The following is a 14,936-nucleotide window of genomic DNA, read 5'->3' on the forward strand; positions in this document are numbered from 1 at the left end:
CTCCGTACTTGTTAAGGTTAGTTATGCGAATGACTGACGAAATAAGGTGGTACCGCGACTGTTTATACAGCCCCGCCCTTATCTTTTTTAAGATAAGGGCGGGGCTTTTTATATTTTAAAGGAGGAATATAAGATGAGTATTTTTATTGGAGGCGCTTGGCCGTATGCAAATGGTTCGTTACACCTTGGACACATTGCTAGTTTGTTACCAGGAGATATTTTAGCACGTTATTACAGGGCAAAAGGTGAGCATGTGTTGTATGTTTCAGGAAGTGATTGTAATGGAACACCGATTACAATTAGAGCAAAGGAAGAAGGTGTGACGGTGAAAGAAATTGCTGATAAGTATCACGAAGAGTTTGAGCGATGTTTTCGTAGCCTTGGTTTTACTTATGATTGCTATACACGTACAGATAGCGAGCATCATCATGAAACTGTTCAAAAAGTCTTTTTGCGACTATTAGAAGAAGGTTATATTTATAAAAAAGTAGTTGAACAAGCTTATTGCGAAACGTGTACGCAATTTTTACCGGATCGATATGTAGAAGGTATTTGTCCGCATTGTCATGAAGCAGCAAGGGGCGATCAATGCGATGCTTGTTCCGCTATTTTAGATCCACTCGATTTGTTAGAAAAGAAATGTAAATTATGTGGTAGTACGCCATCAGTACAGGAAACAGAGCATTTCTATTTTGCATTGCATAAATTTCAGCAGCAAATTAAAGAGGCCGTAGAAATTGCAAAGCAGAAAGGAACATGGCGCGACAATGCAATTCAATTAACAGAGAGATATTTAAAGGAAGGATTACAAGATAGGGCAGTGTCACGTGATTTACCAATTGGGGTACCAATTCCAGTGGCAGGATATGAAGATAAGAAAATTTACGTATGGATTGAAGCAGTGACAGGATATTATTCGGCGAGTAAACACTGGGTTGAAGAAACAGGGAAAGATGATCAAGAGTTTTGGGATAAAGAAGCGAAAACATATTATGTACATGGTAAGGATAATATTCCGTTTCATTCAATCATTTGGCCAGCGGTATTACTTGGAATAGGAGAAGAAGCAATCCCGCATCATATCGTTTCGAATGAATATTTAACAGTTGAAAAAAGAAAATTATCGACAAGTAAAAACTGGGCAGTATGGGTGCCTGACATATTAGAACGCTATAATCCAGATTCTATTCGTTACTTTTTAACAGTTAACGCACCAGAAAATCGTGATACTGATTTTTCATGGCGTGAATTCATTTACAGTCATAATAGTGAATTGTTAGGTGCATATGGGAACTTTGTGAACCGGACATTAAAGTTTATTGAAAAATATTATGGTGGTACTGTACCGAAGGGAAGTATTGATGTAGAGCTGAAAGATAAAGTAGAAGGATTATATAAAAGTGTAGGAGAGGCGATTGAACAAACTAAATTTAAGGTGGCACTAGAAACAATATTTGATGCAGTGCGCTTTGCAAATAAATACTTTGATGAAAAGCAGCCTTGGAAACAAAGAGAAGACGACCCAGTTTCATGTGAGGAAACAATTTATAATTGTGTTTACCTAATAGCAAACTTTGCACAACTGCTGGAACCATTTTTACCGTTTTCAAGTGAAAGAGTTAGAAATACATTATCGAGTGTTAAAGTAAATTGGGAACCTCAAAATACGTTGCCAAACCGAATTGATAATGTGCAGCCATTATTTGAGCGAATCGATGTAAAACAAATTGAACATGAGGTAGAGAAGTTATATGGAGCGGTAAAGTGAAATATAAGGAAAAGACCTTTCAAATAAATGAAAGGTCTTTTGTTATGCTGTATAACCCTCTTTCTTATCTTTCAAAAAGAAAAGCACAGCAAGGATTACGAGAATAATAGCCGCAATATCATATGTTATTTTGAAGGTAGTAATAAAGTTTAACATATAGTAACTTTATTCACATTTATATACAAGTTGATGTTGTCACGCACTATGAACACGATTATGTTTTTTTTCTTTCCTAGCAGTAAGTAGTTGTGGTGTGAAAATACCGAGTAATATAACCACAATACCAATCCACTGCATTGGCGATACAACTTCATGAACAAGTGTAATAGAAGCGATAATTGCTGTTGGTAATTCAGCTGCACCTAATATTGTACCAAGTCCCGTTCCGACTTTTGGTACCCCAATTGAAAAACAAATGACAGGTATAATAACCCCGAACAGTCCAAGGAAGAAAGCATATTTCCATAGGCCTGCTTGTAAAGCACCGTCCGTTAAAAAGGTAGGCGGGAAAAATAAGCATACAATAAGAGTAGCACTCGTTGTCATAAGAAAGCTTTTCGTATAAGGCGGAACATCTGTAGCAACGCGCCCGCTTACAAATACATAGAATGAGAAAGAGACGGCAGCTAATAGTCCGAAAATAATACCTTTCGTAGAAAAGTTTTGTCCAAGACCTTCAAATACTCCACCAGCAAACAATGTACCAGTAAATAAAATAATAATAGATATAACTTTCTCACGGCTTGGGAATGTCCGGTTGGCAATCGCTTCGATGACTACACCAATCCAAGTGAACTGAAAGAGTAAAACGACAGCGATAGAGGCTGGCAATTCTTCTACGGAAATAGCATAGAAAATACCTGTCATACTCATTGTTGTGCCGACTGTTAGTAACGAAAAGAATTGTTTTTTTGATACTTTATGACGTGAAAAGAACAGAACGAGTAAAAGGAGCCCAATCCATCCGAAGACATATTGCCCTCCTAGTAGTTGGTGTGCGGAAAATCCGTCAATGAATCCGAGTTTAAAAATAGTTGAAAGTACGCCGTAGCTACAAGCGCCGAATAAAACTAGTAATGAATACTTAAATTTCTCCATAAAAATCCTCCTTTTAAATAATAAAAAACGCCCGCTATCCAAATAAGGATAACGGGCGAACGAAACAGAGTAAGATACTCTACAAAATTCCGCCATTCATACGAAGTATGAATTTGGGGTATGAAATTAGAGTAGGTTTTACATTGCTTTTGGGAATACAATGGAGCATTTTACACCTTGAGGTGTGTTCTGTATTCCATAAGGAAACTGATGTTTATCTAATATTTGTTTTACAATATATAACCCAAGACCACTACCTTGTACTAAGCCATGTTTGTCAGGATTTGCGCGATAGAATGGTTCAAATAAATGGGCAAGTTTATCTTCATCAATTTGAGAACCTGTATTTAATACTTCTAATGCGTAACCGTTTGGCTTTTCATAAAGTTTTATATATACATGCTGATGGTCAATTGTATAATGAATTGCATTTGAAATAATGTTAAAAATAGCAGTTTGCATAAATTTAGGATCAGCTAAAATTTGTGCATCTTGTTTAATGTTAGATTGAACATTTAATTGTTTTACAGATACAAAATAATCTACTTTCTTTATAACGTCCTCAATAATATTAGTTAATGAGATAACTTTTAAATTTGGTTTAAATTGAGGGTTTTGTATTTTGGATAATTCTGACACTTTTTCCGTTAATATGTTAATATCTTGCATCATCTCATATGAACGTTTTAAATATTTATCTCTATCTTTATAAGCGCCAATTCCGTGAATCATGCCATCGAGTTGTCCCATAACGGCTGCGATTGGTGTTTTTAATTCATGGGATATCATAGACATAAATTCTTTACGAGATTGTTCTAACTGTTGTTCCTTCTTGAGTTCATTTCTTAAATCTTGATTGCTTTCATGTAAATTTTTCACAATAGTAGGTACTTGTGAGGCAGCTACTTGCAAATTAAAATCTGTTTGATCTGTATTTTTGTTAAGTAGCTTTTTATCTGAGAAATCAAGATTCATAATATCTTTTAAAGCATCGCTCATATATCGGAAAGGTTTGGCGATTATTTTTGCGTAGATTAAAGATCCAAGCAGAGATAATGCAAGCATTGTCGCCCCAATATGTGGAGCTAACTGCTGCAACACATCTGTTAACTTTGGATTATCATGTGTATCATTTGCTTTACTTGCTGCACTTTGTGTATGTAAGGCATCATTGTTAGTAACTTGCTTTTCCGCTTCTGTAAGTGAAGACGTTGTGTTACTTTTCCCCGGAATATTTTGTGCATGTTCTTTTGCTTTTGCAGTTTGGCTAGGCTGCAAAAGATGATTGATGGCTGTAGAGAGTGCTTTCATGTCTATTTGAGAAGATTGAAAATTAGAGATGCTACTCTCTGACACAGCTTTATTTTGCTTTGTTTTACTTTGGTCGTTTTGTTTGTCTGATTCCGCTTGTTCCGCAGTTTGCGTTCCAGAAGCTTTCAAACGATCTTTATCGTAATTTGAGGCTAGAAAATAAATAATTTGATAAAGACAAAGTGATAACAGAATACAAAATAATAAGGTTTTGATGAATATATTTTTGGTGATGTTGTCTTTTCTACGATTCGATTTTGTAGCCAATGCCTTTCACCGTTTTAATATAAGGAATTTCTAATTTTTTTCGTAAGTTTTTAATATGTGTATCTATAACCCTCACATCACCATAATGTTCATAGCCCCATACCTTATTCAACAAATCACTTCTTGATAGTACTTTTCCCCGATTTTGCAGTAAAGTATATATAATTTCAAATTCTTTTGTAGTCAATTCAATTTGATTACCATGAACATAAGCGGCATATGCTGTAGAATTTAACATCAATTCATGGAATTGTAGTATAGTTGCAGCTTCTGCTTCCTTTGTTGCTGCCCTTCTTAATACAGCTTCTACACGTTTTATAAATACGGTGTAATGGAACGGTTTTGTAATATAGTCATCAATACCTAACTCAAATCCTTTAATTTCACTTTCTTCATTATGTAAGCCTGTTAACATAATGATTGGTACATCAGATTGTCCTCGCATAATTTTGCAAATACTATAGCCATCTATATCTGGTAACATTACATCGAGGAGGACAAGATCGTATGAATTTTTTTGGAAAAGAAGAATGCCTTCTGTTCCAGCACCAACTACATCAACAGTAAAGTTTTGTGCCATTAGAAATTCACGAATAAGTTCTTGTATATCTGGGTTGTCTTCAATCACCAGTATATGCGTCATAGTAACACCTCCTAAATAACGCTTTTTACTGCAATATTCGAATTCATCACTTTTCGGATGACTCAGATTGTTTATACATATAATAAGCCCCCGCTATAAAATAGTAATGAAAGTAGCAAGGGGGATTGTTTAGTGTCACTGAATAGTTCAGTATTACAGTAGTTCTATTATAGTATGTATTGTAAAATTTATAAAATATTATAACTGTATAATTTTAATATCCATGTTTATCAATGTTAAGATGATGTTGAATGCAATCTATTTTTATTATATATGTAAATACAGTTGTTTTGCTACTGTAAATGAATAAATAAAATAAGCCAAGACATAAAATTCTTGGCTACACATAAATCTTGTTCTTAGGCTAATTTACAGTGACAGTAGCTTGCTGCTGAACGCGCTCAAATAACCAGTGAATATCATTGTTAAACATACGAATACAACCAAGTGTTGTTGCTTTCCCGATTGCTTGATTATTGTTAGTTCCATGAATCGCATACGTTGTTCCGTAAGTTCCTGCCATATTTAATCCGAGCCAGCGGTCCCCAAGTGGATTACGTGGATCGCCGCCTTTAATTTTTCCTGTATAGTAAGGACGGTTTTTAATTTTATTTACGATTTGAAAAGTACCCTTAGGTGTTGGTGTTGCTGCTTTTCCAGTAGCGACAGTGAAACTTTTTATGAATTTTCCATCTTGATAATAATCCATTTTATTTATTTTTGTGTTTACGATAAGCTGATCTTTCGTCGTAGCTGCTTCTGCAGTAGTGAATGGAAGAGTTAAAAATCCTAATGATAATAGCGCACTTAATAATAGTTTTTTCATTATATTCTCCTTTTACTTATTGTAGTAGTCTTACATACAATGAATTTGTAATCCTCGTAATGCTTGATTGACATTTTCATCTAATGTTTCAAAGAAGGTAGTAATCTTTGTATTACATTTGTTGTTTTTATCGATAAGTAATCTTTCATTTAATAAAAGCTCACCATGTAGTCCAAAACTTTGAACTCGAATATTTAGTTCATCTTCAGTTTCAGAAATAATCGGTAAGAAATAGTGAAAAGCTTTCGTTGGAATGATGTAGCTTTTGCCAATCATGCTTTCTTGATTTGAATTAACCCATTTTCTCGTGACGATCTTAATGTTCTTTTTTGAAACGATAAAAGACAGCGTTGTAGATTTTGTTAAACTTACGTCAAATTCATTTGTTTCACATATTTGTAAATTAAAAACGGTTTCATTTTGATGAGATTCAACATTCGTATTAATAAAATCGTGCATTTTATAAGCTTCCATTTCTTATTCACCCTTTTTTCAATTTCGAAAAGCGATTTATATTTATTCAGTTTAATGTTTAGTCATATATTAGCTAAATTTTTCAACAAATTCCGATATAATCTTACAATACGTATATGAAGCTAATATGAAGTTCATATGAGTTTGTGGTGGTTTTTTATAGAGAACAAAATAAGGTGGTTTTCGAGAGTTGAAAACTGGATGGAAAATGTATATTAATGGATTTCCTTCGCGTGATATATAGTTGTTAGCTTGTTTTTTAATGCTAATAGATATAAGTAAATAGAGAACAAAAAACTTTAGAATGAGCCTTACAAAAATGTAATAAAAATGTAAGCTATTGTGATAGTTTTTTCGACAATTTTTTTATACAATAATAGTAACAAGTTGTACGTGAATGAAAGGGGAGATGACATGGAATGGGTTCATGAATTATTTCAGCAATATGGGTATTATGTAGTACTTGTAGGCCTGCTGTTAGAATATATTGCACTTCCGTTTCCGGGAGAGCCAACATTAGCATATGCGGGGTTTTTAGCACAGAAGGGTGATCTAAGTTTACCTATTTTAATTATCCTATCCTTTATTGGGACAAGTGTAGGAATGACGATTCAATACTTTTTAGGTAATAAGCTTGGTATGCCTTTTGTTCAAAAATACGGGAAGTACGTATTTTTAACACAAAGAAAAATTGATTTAACGAGAATGTGGTTCGATAAATATGGATATTTCCTTATCTTTATTGGCTTCTTCATTCCTGGTGTACGTCATTTTACAGGATACTTTGCAGGTATCATTAACTTACCGTTTCGCCGCTTTGCAATTACAATTTATTCAGGTGCTTTATTCTGGGTATCGTTCTTCTTAATTGGCGGCTACTGGTTAGGTGGTAACTTACATGATATTTTCGGATTACTGGGAGATCATATCGGCAAAATCATTTTCGGAGCGATTGTCATTGTAGCAATTACGTTAAGCGTTCGTTTCCGCAAGCAACTAAAACGAGTATTTTTACAAAACGCAAGTTAATATGGAATCCATTCTATGTCAGATTTTAGGGAGGCAGTGCAAAAGCACTGCCTTTTTTATTGTATTTTCCAGTTTGCTTTTATTTTTCCATCGATACCGTAACCGGTGGCTGGTATATAATACGTTTCTATTTTTTTTCCGTATGTGATTATTAAAATCTATTATCTAAGTTATATATTTAGGAGAATATAGATTTATTTTTGACATGTATATAAGTCAAAATGACAATTATAATTGACAAAGATAAGGATATTATTTACAATTTTAATTAAATAAATGAAAAAGAGGGAAGACATGAAGCTTCAAAATCGAGTGAGGGAATTTCGAGCAAAGCACCGTTTATCACAAGGGGATTTAGGGAAAGCGATTGGCTCATCACGGCAAACCATTAGTTTAATTGAGCGTGGAGATTATGCACCATCTATTGTGTTATCGCTAAAAATCGCACAAATTTTTGGAGCGCCGGTGGAGGAGATATTTATGTTGGTGGAGGGGGAAGAGGACGATGAAGATGAAGAGTAAACGAAAAAAACAATTTGATTTTGTGGGGAAAATAGCATTAAGTATGATGGGTGGCTTTTTAACATCTTATATAGCTTTAAATTTACTCTCGAATGAACCAAGAGAATTATCATCTAATACATTTATAGGTGTATGTACTATTTTTGGAATCTTAATGATGTACTACACTTGGAAGAATACACGTATGTTAGCGGAGGCACGCGATGAAGAAGAGAGCGTACAAGGCAGAAAATTAGGCATTATAAGTATATATTTACGTGTAGGTGATATAGTTACGCAGGCATGGTTTGTATATGCAGTTATTACATGTAGACGTGCACTGTTACAGGATACAAATGTGTCATTTGCAGTGTGGAATTTAGTAGCTTCTATTGTCTGTTTAACTATTGTAGTGGTTATCGGGCTCATAACAAAAAATCGTTATAATAAGCTATATCCTGAACAAGGTGTAACATATATGGAATCTATGAAAATGTGGACGAAAAACGCAGATGAAGGATTAAAGCACATTGTGCATGAGGCTGGATATAAAGCATATGAATTTACGAATACAATATTGGCATATGTATGGTGGGCTGCCGTTATATATACAGCGGCTAGTGATATCGATTTTGTATTAATTGGCTTAATCTCATTTATTTGGATATTGCATCTCGGAAAATTCATGTACGAAATGCAGAGAAAAATGATTTATTAAGGGGAGAAAAAGGTGGATATTTTAAGAAGGCCAGCTGGTTCCATGACGGCGGCGCTAGTTCTGTCCATTTTATACGGAGTAATTCGAACTGGGAAATTAGAAGTAATGTTGAATATATCGGCAGTATTTGGAATTGTATTATTAGTGTTAGCCATTCATGAGCTAGGGCACGTAGTATTTGGTTTGATAGGTGGTTTGAATTTTAAATTTATGACAGTAGGACCTATCACTGTTCAAAAAGAAAAGGGGAAATTACGCATTCGAGAAAATAAATTATGGGCGTACTTTGGTGGTGTGGTGATGTTAGCACCGTCTTCTATAGAGACACCGAACCTTTCAAAGAAATGGGCGTGGATGACTTTAGGCGGACCAATTATGAGTTTATTATTCGGTATTACTTCAGGTTACATATACATGGTGAGCTATTATCAATATCTTTTATATTTTTCCGTTTTCCACTTTGTGATTTTTGCAGTTACAATCGTGCCGATAAAAGGAACGCTTCTGAGTGATGGCATGCAATTTCTCATTTTAATTAAAGATGATGAAAAAGCTAAGCAGCATTTATATACGATTCAAATATCGAGTGAGTTATTTAGTTATAAAAGACCGAAAGATTGGGATGAGAGATTAGTAGAACTTAGTGAGGAAAAATTAAAAGAGGATAAAAGTATAAGAGAGATAATGAGCGGACTTATGCTCGTCTTTTATGCCCGAGCTGATCAAAAGGGAATGGAAAGAGCGATACCGTATATAGAACAAATTGTTCAGCTATCTGTAACGAAGGAAAATAAATTTTTCGTTGGTAGTTTTCATAGTTGGTATCTTTTATATAAAGCTCTTTATCAGATGGATAGCCTTTCTCTGCAAGAAGCAAAGGAACATGCAAAGGCCATTACCAAAATGGATTTAAACGGATATTACCGTACACAAGGAATTATTAAATATTTGGAGGACGATATGGAAGCTTCCCGCATTTATATGAAAAAAGCTGATAAAGAATTGGAGAGTGCTGAGAAGAGTGGAATGGGATATTTACAAGTAGAGAGAGAATGGTTTGAGCAGCTACAGGCGAGGGTATCTTACGATGGGTGAGGTATCCTCTTTTTTATATGTCATCTTATTCGATTTCATAAAAAACGAAGTACAGGTAGAATAAAAGAGATAGGAGGAGATACATATGGAAATTTTATCGATTATTTTGATAGTCTTGCTCATTTATGCTGTTTTTAAAGTGGCGTATGTAGCATTAAAGGTACTCGCGATCCTATTAATTATCTTTTTAATCGTTGAGTTCGGCAGTAAGTTACTTGGGGGATAGGCATGTTGTGCGTTTTGAGTGTCGAACCGTCGGTATAATGAAAAAATCGCTGATATAAGTGGAGAAACGATCGATATATTTTAAAAATCGTTGATATATTTAATTGAATACTAAGTGGGGTATATGGGAAAGAAGTTGCCGTGGAGGTAACTTCTTTTTATTTTGGTGATGGGGTATGAACACATCGCTATCAAGCTAATATTTTTAATTACCCCCATAACGAAAATTTTATGCATCGTTGACTATTGATAATGAGACGTTATGTTAACCGAGCATGTATACTATATACAACCAAAATCAAACAACATATCACTTCCTTTAAGTGGTAAAATAGGGAAAATAAGTTTCTAAAGAATGCCTTTAGAAACCAGTATTTATTACATAGAAGTTGCTATTATTTTAGTAATCATCGGTGCACTGTTTGGCGGGATTATACGTATAATTCGGCATACCAGCAATCGCAAAAAGCAAGATCCAATTGAGCAAAAGTTAGATAGGGTTATTCAACTGTTAGAAAAACAAAACAAAGATTGACCCTCCCTACAAACAGGAGGGGTTTGCAATAACTTCCAATAACGATAATTATGTAAATGAGCTGTCCATATGGTCAGCTTATTTTATATTTTGCTTAGCGTGGTTTTTTTCCGAAATGCTGGCGATACTCCTCAATGAATAAAATAACTTAACATGATAAAATAATATTTGGATGGGAGTCCAATACATATTATTAAAAGTAAAGTGGTTCAAGTCGGAGGAAGGCACCTTAGGTGTCTTTTTTACTGTAATTATATTAATGTTTTCTTTGTCATTTGTAATGCATTCAAAGAGTTTATAAGAAGCTTGATGGACGTCAACAAGGGCGATTCGCTAAACAATTAGCTTTATATGTCAAAATGTTACGTGATAACAAAGACATACTGTGATTTGACTTTAGAAGAAATTTTCCCCAATGAAAAACGGTAAAATTTCACACTATTTTACCATTCCTACCAGTGAGAGCTACGGCTCTCTTTTTTTTATTTTCATTCGACAAAATACGACAAACTAGTTGTAACCGTTTCTGTTATGATAGTTTCGGAAATCTTACATTCTACATAACTGGAGGAAACATAATGTATAAAAAAATGGGTACAATTGCATTAACTGGAGCACTTGCTTTTAGTTTGGCTGCATGTGGTGAAACAGAAGTAAAGGAAGTAAGTAAAACTGACGCTCCTAAACAAGAGGAAAAAAAGGACAAAAAAGCATCTACTGAAAACAAAGTTTATAAAACTGGCGAAACAGTAGAAGTTAATGGATTACAAATCACTTTCAATTCAGCTCAATTCGTTGAACCTAATGAGTATTCAAAAGCCGAAAAAGGAAAAGTACTAGAAATTGCTTTCTCTGCAAAAAACAACGGTAAGAAAGATGCTTATATTGGAACAGAAGAATTGAAGATCGCTGATGCTAGTGGTAACCAATTCAAAGAATATTTCGGCGCAGATAATGCATTTATGAATGAAAATGTTGGTTCAGGTAATCAAATTACAGGGAAAATGTACTTTGATGTATCTGAATCAGATAAATATACAGGTACATATAAACCAAACTTTACGTTGGACGATAAATCTGTGAAGTTCGAATTCACACCTGGTAAATAAAAGGAGAAATTATAAATATGAAAAGAACAACTGAATTTGTATTAGGACTTATTGGTGGTATTTTCGGTATTATTTGTGCATTTATCGCTTTAATGATCGGCGGTATGGGAGCTGCGTTTGAAGCTGAAGGTGCAGATAGCATTATCGGTTTAGGATGGGGAGCTGTTGCTCTATCAATCTTAGGGATTGTTGGCTGCGTAGTAGTTAAAAAGAATGCTAAAGTTGGCGGTATCATGATGACAATTGCTTCTATTGGTGGATTCATCTGTATCTCTATCGTTTACTTATTACCAGGAGTATTATTATTAATCGGTGGATTAATGGGCATCTTCCGTAAAGATAAAGCTGCTGTATCTGCATAAAACAGGCACTCGAAAGAGTGCTTTTACTATTTCTCAATACTCGAAATTACTTAATGTGGTAAAATAATAATTGGATTGGCATCCAATACCATATTACGATGGTTCAAATCGCAGGAAGGCACCTTAGGGTGTCTTTTTTTTATTTTTAAAAAGGTATCGACAGCGTTTCAGAAAAATAACACGCTAAGAGCATGCAAGATTTTATACAGTTTTTCGGCTAATCCAGTAACAAACGAGAACTCTAAAACCGCGACAGAATAGGAATATATATAAAATACATAGATCGATAGAACAAAAAAGGAGGTTCCCCTGTGAAAATGGGATTCCCCCTTATCCTTGCTACCGATAATGATACGTTATTTTAACCGATCATGTATGGAATATACAGGGATTTATAACTTGATATAGAATATAAAAGGAGGAGTTTATACTGTAAATAAGGAGACATACATGATGTGGTGAATCTTTACACCCTTATTATAGTAAGCGTTTATATATATATATAATAATAATGCATTTTAATATGAAATATTGCATTTTTATACATTTAGACCTCTATTAGTCATCTCTTAATGGTATCATAGCGAGGTGAGAGTCTTCAAGGGTTCTCCTTAATAGGAGGAAACGATATATGGAAAGAGTGCAATCGATTGACAGTAATATGAAACTCAAGAGCTGGGGTAAACAGGTATTAGCTGTAGGCGGAATGTTAGGGTTCTGCTATTTGGTGTTATATGTTTTCAGTTTCTTAGTTGTTATATAAATACTATACAACTACACTAGTGGGGTCTTGCCTACAGAGGTAAGGCTCTTTTGTTGTACCTGAGGTAAACATACTATACACAATACCTCTCAAGATTTTCGGATTAACCTGTATGGTGCCTTGTTCCTCAGATGGTACAAATATAGGTTGATGGGCATGTGGCGGTACCCCATCGCTATCAAGCTAAGCTCATACAACGTCAATTATAGTAGAGAGTGTTTCTTTTTTCTAAAGGTTATGTGTAAGGAATTTAAAGATTTGCATACGAAATAAACCCTAGCGGGTTTCATTTTTTTGAATTAAGCCGCTTGACTATCAGACATGGTACAATTGTAAACGACACCTAATATATCAAAGACTGTTTTCTTCTCATATCGATGAGATTTTCTCCCGTTTTGCTGTAGGAGATTGAACAGGCGAAGTAACACCTTTGATAGCTCTTGGGTGTTTTTTTGTATAGTTTGGAATAGAAGAAGGAAATAGTCTTTAATCATATATATGGCTTTATACTCACTAAGCTCTCGTTTTTTCTTCATGAGGAGCAATTGGCGCATTTGAAACATGATAGAAGAACAGAGTAGAATGGCAATCAATTGATCATATAAATGGCACTCCAATCGTTCTTGTTTTATCTTTTTACAATGATGGATTTGAAAGAATGACTTCCACGTTTTAAATAAAATTTCGATTTGCCAACGCAAAGAATACCAGTCATGTACATGTCCCATCGGGACAATATCTGTAGGGGTGTTTGTCATATATACATTGATACCACTGAGTCGTTTACTACGAGGAGAATACTTCATTCCTTTCTTTTTTTCTCTTACAGCTTGATCTTGTAATCGTTTTTGTTGCTGTTGTTTTGTTAATCGATGAACAATTACACGAGCTGGCACTTTATCAATCATTCCTACATAAGTATCAGCTATTTCACATGTTTTTCCTGGTTGAAGGGAGTTCATTAACGTCTCCATATCTATCTGTATATACTCTGTACCTTTCTTAATTCTTCCATCTTGAAAATAATCAGGGTTAGGATTTTTTTGATAAATACGCGTATTCGACTTGATACGAGAGATATAGTAGGCCTCTTTATCTTATATATATTGAAGGTCTTTTAAATGAAAATAACCTAAATCTCGGATACATCAATCATTCGCTGTCACAGTTGGGGCACACAGAGAGCCGTAAGTGCGATCATGTTGTTTACCTGGTCCTGTATGAAGATGGAGGAATTGTCCACTTAAAAGGTCATATTCAAGTTGAATTTTTACACCAGCCTTATGGCTACAACCTCCTGCACCAGGATAAACCGATGAAAATACATCTGGAAGTTGAAATGCAGTGGAATCTAAGATACGAATACACTTAAAAATAGAAGTAAATGAAGAAGAAAACAACCTAGCTGATGATAAATTTACGACTTCTAATACAAAGTACAGCCTGCAGACCGTTGAACTAACCGTTATAGACCTTGGCTTTCCTGATGGAGCTACTACGGCTCCGCTCTTTAAAAGAGCGAGCGAACTTGGTTTGGAATTGTGTCCGCTTGAGCTGGGACCTCAACTAAGATTGGGGTATCTGGAACAGCTTGAAGGTTATTTGGGGAATGCCTCACAACAACATCAAGCTAAGAAAAGCAAATACCTCAAAACAAAAAAGCTGGAAGAATATCTTCCAGCTTACGAGTTACTTTCAATTTGACGACCATTTTCTTCTTCGTGGTCTTGTAGTAGGTTGAATACGTCTGCTAGGCAGAATGCGATAAACCAAGTCCATAGACCGTGGAAGAAAGCTGAGCTTAATTGAAGTGGTAATGTATAGTTTGTCATTGAGTAGGAAATACATCCACCAACGATTCCGATCATTGTTAATAACATTGTTTTTTGAGCATTTTCTTCTGGATTGAAGAGGAAGAAAATGTATCCACCTAAAATTGAAGCGCTTACAAGGGTTTCGATTCCATTAAAAATGATATTCTCTCCAAGCTCTGTGTTTGTCCAGAAACAGATCACGCCGCCGACGATGGCAAATAGGACAGCTAGTGTGTATCGTATATATTGATTCATATGTTCATCTCCTTATGTAATAAGATGATTTGGAAGTCAAAAAGGTAGGTATAGTATATTGAAGTGAATTTTAGTTGTACGTATCTTTTATAAAAAGATCAGTGAAGAATAACTAAGATGATCGGTTTTTTTAAACCGTTACG

At 34.7% G+C, this 14,936-nt stretch carries 16 protein-coding genes, 3 pseudogenes and 1 other annotated feature (1 of these 20 running past the window's edge); of the genes and pseudogenes, 12 read left to right on the plus strand and 7 right to left on the minus strand.

Features of this window, described 5'->3' with window-relative positions; translation table 11 throughout:
* Window positions 1-83: a binding site (T-box leader), on the plus strand; it begins 190 nt to the left of the window's first position.
* Window positions 84-133: 50 nt separating this feature from the next.
* Complete coding sequence (gene metG, locus MKX66_RS22040) at window positions 134-1,768, plus strand: methionine--tRNA ligase (protein WP_215590361.1); 1,635 nt, start codon at window positions 134-136, stop codon at window positions 1,766-1,768.
* A gap of 195 nt (window positions 1,769-1,963) precedes the next feature.
* Here the strand turns inward: metG and MKX66_RS22045 are convergent, their stop codons facing one another.
* From MKX66_RS22045 to MKX66_RS22065, 5 genes are all read right to left on the minus strand, one after another.
* Window positions 1,964-2,866 carry an EamA family transporter gene (locus tag MKX66_RS22045; RefSeq protein ID WP_002015976.1) on the minus strand — a complete coding sequence of 301 codons (903 nt, stop codon included), beginning with the start codon at window positions 2,864-2,866 and terminating at the stop codon, window positions 1,964-1,966.
* Between the two features lie 138 nt (window positions 2,867-3,004).
* Window positions 3,005-4,444, minus strand: a complete 1,440-nt coding sequence (locus MKX66_RS22050; protein WP_215590359.1) for a sensor histidine kinase — start codon at window positions 4,442-4,444, stop codon at window positions 3,005-3,007.
* Entirely contained in the window at window positions 4,422-5,087 is a 666-nt protein-coding gene (locus MKX66_RS22055) for a response regulator transcription factor (protein WP_000148832.1), read from the minus strand. Before MKX66_RS22055 ends, MKX66_RS22050 begins: the two co-directional genes overlap by 23 nt.
* A gap of 364 nt (window positions 5,088-5,451) precedes the next feature.
* Entirely contained in the window at window positions 5,452-5,913 is a 462-nt protein-coding gene (locus tag MKX66_RS22060; protein WP_002015973.1) for a L,D-transpeptidase, read from the minus strand.
* Window positions 5,914-5,943: 30 nt separating this feature from the next.
* Window positions 5,944-6,387 (minus strand): DUF3978 family protein, encoded by a 444-nt coding sequence (locus tag MKX66_RS22065; protein ID WP_002034632.1) that lies wholly within the window; start codon window positions 6,385-6,387, stop codon window positions 5,944-5,946.
* Window positions 6,388-6,801: 414 nt separating this feature from the next.
* Here MKX66_RS22065 and MKX66_RS22070 point away from each other — a divergent pair, with 414 nt between their 5' ends.
* From MKX66_RS22070 to MKX66_RS22115, 10 genes and pseudogenes are all read left to right on the plus strand, one after another.
* On the plus strand, window positions 6,802-7,416 hold the full coding sequence (locus MKX66_RS22070) for a DedA family protein (protein ID WP_002129815.1): 615 nt from the start codon (window positions 6,802-6,804) through the stop codon (window positions 7,414-7,416).
* A gap of 276 nt (window positions 7,417-7,692) precedes the next feature.
* Complete coding sequence (locus MKX66_RS22075; RefSeq protein ID WP_002067963.1) at window positions 7,693-7,938, plus strand: helix-turn-helix transcriptional regulator; 246 nt, start codon at window positions 7,693-7,695, stop codon at window positions 7,936-7,938.
* Window positions 7,928-8,635, plus strand: coding sequence for a DUF3169 family protein (locus MKX66_RS22080; RefSeq protein WP_033728257.1), 708 nt, complete (start codon window positions 7,928-7,930; stop codon window positions 8,633-8,635). The genes MKX66_RS22075 and MKX66_RS22080 overlap by 11 nt, the downstream gene beginning before the upstream one ends.
* A gap of 42 nt (window positions 8,636-8,677) precedes the next feature.
* Window positions 8,678-9,730 (plus strand): site-2 protease family protein, encoded by a 1,053-nt coding sequence (locus MKX66_RS22085; RefSeq protein ID WP_341087666.1) that lies wholly within the window; start codon window positions 8,678-8,680, stop codon window positions 9,728-9,730.
* Between the two features lie 85 nt (window positions 9,731-9,815).
* The gene (locus MKX66_RS22090) at window positions 9,816-9,956 is read left to right on the plus strand and encodes a DUF3985 family protein (protein WP_080784442.1); all 141 of its coding nucleotides are present in this window, start codon (window positions 9,816-9,818) and stop codon (window positions 9,954-9,956) included.
* Window positions 9,957-10,310: 354 nt separating this feature from the next.
* Window positions 10,311-10,490, plus strand: a complete 180-nt coding sequence (locus MKX66_RS22095) for a DUF4083 family protein (protein ID WP_060749367.1) — start codon at window positions 10,311-10,313, stop codon at window positions 10,488-10,490.
* Between the two features lie 284 nt (window positions 10,491-10,774).
* Window positions 10,775-10,879 (plus strand): annotated as a pseudogene (locus MKX66_RS22100) (XRE family transcriptional regulator); the annotation flags it as partial.
* A 189-nt stretch (window positions 10,880-11,068) separates the two neighbouring features.
* Window positions 11,069-11,599 carry a DUF4352 domain-containing protein gene (locus MKX66_RS22105; protein WP_341087140.1) on the plus strand — a complete coding sequence of 177 codons (531 nt, stop codon included), beginning with the start codon at window positions 11,069-11,071 and terminating at the stop codon, window positions 11,597-11,599.
* 17 nt (window positions 11,600-11,616) lie between these two features.
* Window positions 11,617-11,961 (plus strand): DUF4064 domain-containing protein, encoded by a 345-nt coding sequence (locus tag MKX66_RS22110; protein WP_002129797.1) that lies wholly within the window; start codon window positions 11,617-11,619, stop codon window positions 11,959-11,961.
* A gap of 631 nt (window positions 11,962-12,592) precedes the next feature.
* Window positions 12,593-12,724 carry a hypothetical protein gene (locus tag MKX66_RS22115; protein ID WP_002129792.1) on the plus strand — a complete coding sequence of 44 codons (132 nt, stop codon included), beginning with the start codon at window positions 12,593-12,595 and terminating at the stop codon, window positions 12,722-12,724.
* 299 nt (window positions 12,725-13,023) lie between these two features.
* Here MKX66_RS22115 and MKX66_RS22120 read toward each other — a convergent pair.
* Window positions 13,024-14,118, minus strand: a pseudogene (locus MKX66_RS22120) (IS4 family transposase); the annotation flags it as partial.
* Between MKX66_RS22120 and MKX66_RS22125 the strand changes: the two are divergent.
* Window positions 14,117-14,356: pseudogene (locus MKX66_RS22125) on the plus strand (helicase); the annotation flags it as partial. The pseudogenes MKX66_RS22120 and MKX66_RS22125 sit on opposite strands and share 2 nt — an antisense overlap.
* 50 nt (window positions 14,357-14,406) lie before the next feature.
* On the opposite strand, the gene MKX66_RS22130 reads toward MKX66_RS22125, so the two are convergent.
* Window positions 14,407-14,793, minus strand: a complete 387-nt coding sequence (locus MKX66_RS22130) for a DUF3938 domain-containing protein (protein ID WP_002192344.1) — start codon at window positions 14,791-14,793, stop codon at window positions 14,407-14,409.
* Window positions 14,794-14,936 lie beyond the last annotated feature (143 nt).

The sequence above is a fragment of the Bacillus sp. FSL R9-9530 genome, assembly GCF_038008145.1.
Taxonomy (GTDB): Bacteria; Bacillota; Bacilli; order Bacillales; family Bacillaceae_G; genus Bacillus_A; species Bacillus_A mycoides.

Excerpts from the sequence above, each read along its gene's own strand:
- metG (WP_215590361.1), top strand. The coding sequence starts at position 134 with ATGAGTATTTTTATTGGAGGCGCTTGGCCGTATGCAAATGGTTCGTTA.
- MKX66_RS22045 (WP_002015976.1), bottom strand. The coding sequence starts at position 2,866 with ATGGAGAAATTTAAGTATTCATTACTAGTTTTATTCGGCGCTTGTAGC.
- MKX66_RS22055 (WP_000148832.1), bottom strand. The coding sequence starts at position 5,087 with ATGACGCATATACTGGTGATTGAAGACAACCCAGATATACAAGAACTT.
- MKX66_RS22060 (WP_002015973.1), bottom strand. The coding sequence starts at position 5,913 with ATGAAAAAACTATTATTAAGTGCGCTATTATCATTAGGATTTTTAACT.
- MKX66_RS22065 (WP_002034632.1), bottom strand. The coding sequence starts at position 6,387 with ATGGAAGCTTATAAAATGCACGATTTTATTAATACGAATGTTGAATCT.
- MKX66_RS22070 (WP_002129815.1), top strand. The coding sequence starts at position 6,802 with ATGGAATGGGTTCATGAATTATTTCAGCAATATGGGTATTATGTAGTA.
- MKX66_RS22075 (WP_002067963.1), top strand. The coding sequence starts at position 7,693 with ATGAAAAAGAGGGAAGACATGAAGCTTCAAAATCGAGTGAGGGAATTT.
- MKX66_RS22080 (WP_033728257.1), top strand. The coding sequence starts at position 7,928 with ATGAAGAGTAAACGAAAAAAACAATTTGATTTTGTGGGGAAAATAGCA.
- MKX66_RS22085 (WP_341087666.1), top strand. The coding sequence starts at position 8,678 with ATGACGGCGGCGCTAGTTCTGTCCATTTTATACGGAGTAATTCGAACT.
- MKX66_RS22090 (WP_080784442.1), top strand. The coding sequence starts at position 9,816 with ATGGAAATTTTATCGATTATTTTGATAGTCTTGCTCATTTATGCTGTT.
- MKX66_RS22095 (WP_060749367.1), top strand. The coding sequence starts at position 10,311 with ATGCCTTTAGAAACCAGTATTTATTACATAGAAGTTGCTATTATTTTA.
- MKX66_RS22105 (WP_341087140.1), top strand. The coding sequence starts at position 11,069 with ATGTATAAAAAAATGGGTACAATTGCATTAACTGGAGCACTTGCTTTT.
- MKX66_RS22110 (WP_002129797.1), top strand. The coding sequence starts at position 11,617 with ATGAAAAGAACAACTGAATTTGTATTAGGACTTATTGGTGGTATTTTC.
- MKX66_RS22115 (WP_002129792.1), top strand. The coding sequence starts at position 12,593 with ATGGAAAGAGTGCAATCGATTGACAGTAATATGAAACTCAAGAGCTGG.
- MKX66_RS22130 (WP_002192344.1), bottom strand. The coding sequence starts at position 14,793 with ATGAATCAATATATACGATACACACTAGCTGTCCTATTTGCCATCGTC.